The sequence below is a fragment of the Dyella sp. 05T440 genome, assembly GCF_056395965.1.
This window is the reverse complement of sequence record NZ_JBFTKN010000028.1, coordinates 1-3,510: the sequence shown is the minus strand read 5'-3', so window position 1 is coordinate 3,510 and position 3,510 is coordinate 1. Positions and strand designations below refer to the sequence as shown.

Sequence of the window (3,510 nt, the reverse complement as noted above, 5' to 3'; positions counted from 1 at the left end):
GGAGTGCGGCCATGGATGGCCGCTTTTACTCGCGCAGGAAGCGCGTTAAACAAAGCGTCTTGGGGTTATATGGTCAAGCCTCACGGCTCATTAGTACGCGTAAGCTCAATGCATTGCTGCACTTCCACACCGCGCCTATCAACCACCTAGTCTTGATGGTGCCTTAAGGAGACTCGAAGTCTCGGGAGATCTCATCTTGAGGCGCGCTTCCCGCTTAGATGCTTTCAGCGGTTATCGCTTCCGTTCGTAGCTACCGGGCAATGCCATGGGCATGACAACCCGAACACCAGCGGAACGTCCACTCCGGTCCTCTCGTACTAGGAGCAGCCCCTCTCAAATCTCCAACGCCCACGACAGATAGGGACCGAACTGTCTCACGACGTTCTGAACCCAGCTCGCGTACCACTTTAAATGGCGAACAGCCATACCCTTGGGACCGGCTACAGCCCCAGGATGTGATGAGCCGACATCGAGGTGCCAAACACCGCCGTCGATATGAACTCTTGGGCGGTATCAGCCTGTTATCCCCGGAGTACCTTTTATCCGTTGAGCGATGGCCCTTCCATACAGAACCACCGGATCACTAAGACCTACTTTCGTACCTGCTTGATCCGTCGATCTCGCAGTCAAGCACGCTTATGCCTTTGCACACAGTGCGCGATGTCCGACCGCGCTGAGCGTACCTTCGTGCTCCTCCGTTACTCTTTGGGAGGAGACCGCCCCAGTCAAACTACCCACCATACACGGTCCCTGATCCGGATTACGGACCTAGGTTAGAACGTCAAGCACTTCAGGGTGGTATTTCAAGGATGGCTCCACCGAAACTAGCGTCTCGGTTTCATAGCCTCCCACCTATCCTACACAGAAGAACTCAACGTTCAGTGTAAAGCTATAGTAAAGGTTCACGGGGTCTTTCCGTCTTGCCGCGGGAACGCTGCATCTTCACAGCGATTTCAATTTCACTGAGTCTCGGGTGGAGACAGCGCCGCTGTCGTTACGCCATTCGTGCAGGTCGGAACTTACCCGACAAGGAATTTCGCTACCTTAGGACCGTTATAGTTACGGCCGCCGTTTACTGGGGCTTCGATCAAGAGCTTCGCCTTGCGGCTGACCCCATCAATTAACCTTCCAGCACCGGGCAGGCGTCACACCCTATACGTCCACTTTCGTGTTTGCAGAGTGCTGTGTTTTTGATAAACAGTCGCAGCGGCCAGGTTACTGCGACCCTCTAACGCTCAGTCACGCATGTGACCACGTCGGAGGGCGCACCTTCTCCCGAAGTTACGGTGCCATTTTGCCTAGTTCCTTCACCCGAGTTCTCTCAAGCGCCTTGGGATTCTCACCCTGCCTACCAGTGTCGGTTTACGGTACGGTTTCTCTGTAGCTGAAGCTTAGTGGCTTTTCCTGGAAGCGTAGTATCAGTCACTTCGTCCAATAGGACTCGTCTCGGTGCTCGGCATAAAGAAGCGCGGATTTGCCTACGCTTCATGCCTACCGCCTTTCCCCGGGACAACCAACGCCCGGTAGACCTAACTTTCTCCGTCCCCACATCGCACTACAGACAAGTGCAGGAATATTAACCTGCTTCCCATCGACTACGCATTTCTGCCTCGCCTTAGGGGCCGACTCACCCTGCGCCGATGAACGTTGCGCGAGGAAACCTTGGGCTTTCGGCGTGGGGGCTTTTCACCCCCATTATCGTTACTCATGTCAGCATTCGCACTTCCGATACCTCCAGCAGACTTCTCAATCCACCTTCACAGGCTTACGGAACGCTCCTCTACCGCGCATTACTTGCGTAATGCACCCCGAGCTTCGGTGTATCGCTTAGCCCCGTTAAATCTTCCGCGCAGACCGACTCGACCAGTGAGCTATTACGCTTTCTTTAAAGGGTGGCTGCTTCTAAGCCAACCTCCTGGCTGTCTATGCCTTTCCACATCGTTTTCCACTTAGCGATAACTTGGGGACCTTAGCTGCGGGTCTGGGTTGTTTCCCTTTTCACGACGGACGTTAGCACCCGCCGTGTGTCTCCCGTACATTCTGTCCTGGTATTCGGAGTTTGCCATGGTTTACTAAGCCGCGATGGCCCGCTAGCCATAACAGTGCTCTACCCCCAGGAAGATTCATACGAGGCGCTACCTAAATAGCTTTCGAGGAGAACCAGCTATCTCCGAGTTTGTTTAGCCTTTCACTCCTATCCTCAGCTCATCCCCATCTATTGCAACAGATGTGGGTTCGGTCCTCCAGTGCGTGTTACCGCACCTTCAACCTGGCCAAGGATAGATCACTCGGTTTCGGGTCTACTGCCAGAGACTATGCGCCCTATTCAGACTCGGTTTCCCTTCGCCTCCCCTATACGGTTAAGCTTGCCACTGACAGTAAGTCGCTGACCCATTATACAAAAGGTACGCAGTCACCCTTGCGGGCTTCCACTGCTTGTACGTATACGGTTTCAGGGTCTATTTCACTCCCCTCTCCGGGGTTCTTTTCGCCTTTCCCTCACGGTACTAGTTCGCTATCGGTCAGTCAGGAGTATTTAGCCTTGGAGGATGGTCCCCCCATATTCAGACAGGGTTTCTCGTGCCCCGCCTTACTCAATTTCATCTCTAATGCCCTTTCGCCTACGGGGCTATCACCCGCTATGGCCGGCCTTTCCAAACCGTTCGGCTAAAACACTAGAAACTTTTGGGCTAGTCCGCGTTCGCTCGTCGCTACTGACGGAATCTCGGTTGATTTCTTTTCCTCCGGGTACTTAGATATTTCAGTTCCCCGGGTTCGCTCTGCATGACTATGTATTCATCATGCAGTACTACTTACGAGGTGATAATCATCGTACTGTCCAAACAACGCGTTCGCTTAATTGCCTCAACGACACATCTCGATTCGGTTTCGAACCAAGACGCTTGTCACTCGTTTACGTTTTCAATGAACACAAGAACGGCCTCAATGCCGCCTCGTTTTCTAAAATCTTATGTGTGCGCTGCCATTTTTACGTCGACAATGGTGGAGCCAGTCAGGATCGAACTGACGACCCCCTGCTTGCAAAGCAGGTGCTCTCCCAGCTGAGCTATGGCCCCAGACTTTGTGAGAAGTCCGACCAGGGATGGTCGGGCTCTTGCCGATGACTCGGCAAAATCCGGTGATGGTGGGTCTGGGAGGACTCGAACCACCGGCCTCACCCTTATCAGGGGTGCGCTCTAACCACCTGAGCTACAGACCCGGGAAATCATTTCCGTCGTTCACGAAAAGCGAAACACGATCCGTAGCAGCAAAGCTACGAAGCGCGCGATGATCGCTTTCCGCGACACGGATGTCGCGTAAAAATGCAGGTGTCTTGTGTGGACGTCTTGCGGGGAAGAAAGATGTCGTTCTCGAAAGGAGGTGATCCAGCCGCACCTTCCGATACGGCTACCTTGTTACGACTTCACCCCAGTCATGAACCACTCCGTGGTCGTCGTCCCCCTTGCGGTTAGACTAACGGCTTCTGGAGCAACTCACTCCCATGGTGTG

At 53.8% G+C, this 3,510-nt stretch carries 2 tRNA genes and 2 rRNA genes; all 4 read right to left on the bottom strand.

Annotated elements, in window-relative coordinates:
- Window positions 1-69 precede the first annotated feature (69 nt).
- Window positions 70-2,931, bottom strand: a 23S ribosomal RNA gene (locus tag AC1DE1_RS20765).
- Between the two features lie 70 nt (window positions 2,932-3,001).
- Window positions 3,002-3,077: transfer RNA gene (locus AC1DE1_RS20760), tRNA-Ala, on the bottom strand.
- Between the two features lie 66 nt (window positions 3,078-3,143).
- A tRNA-Ile gene (locus AC1DE1_RS20755) sits at window positions 3,144-3,220 on the bottom strand.
- A gap of 154 nt (window positions 3,221-3,374) precedes the next feature.
- Window positions 3,375-3,510: ribosomal RNA gene (locus AC1DE1_RS20750) — 16S ribosomal RNA — on the bottom strand; the annotation flags it as partial.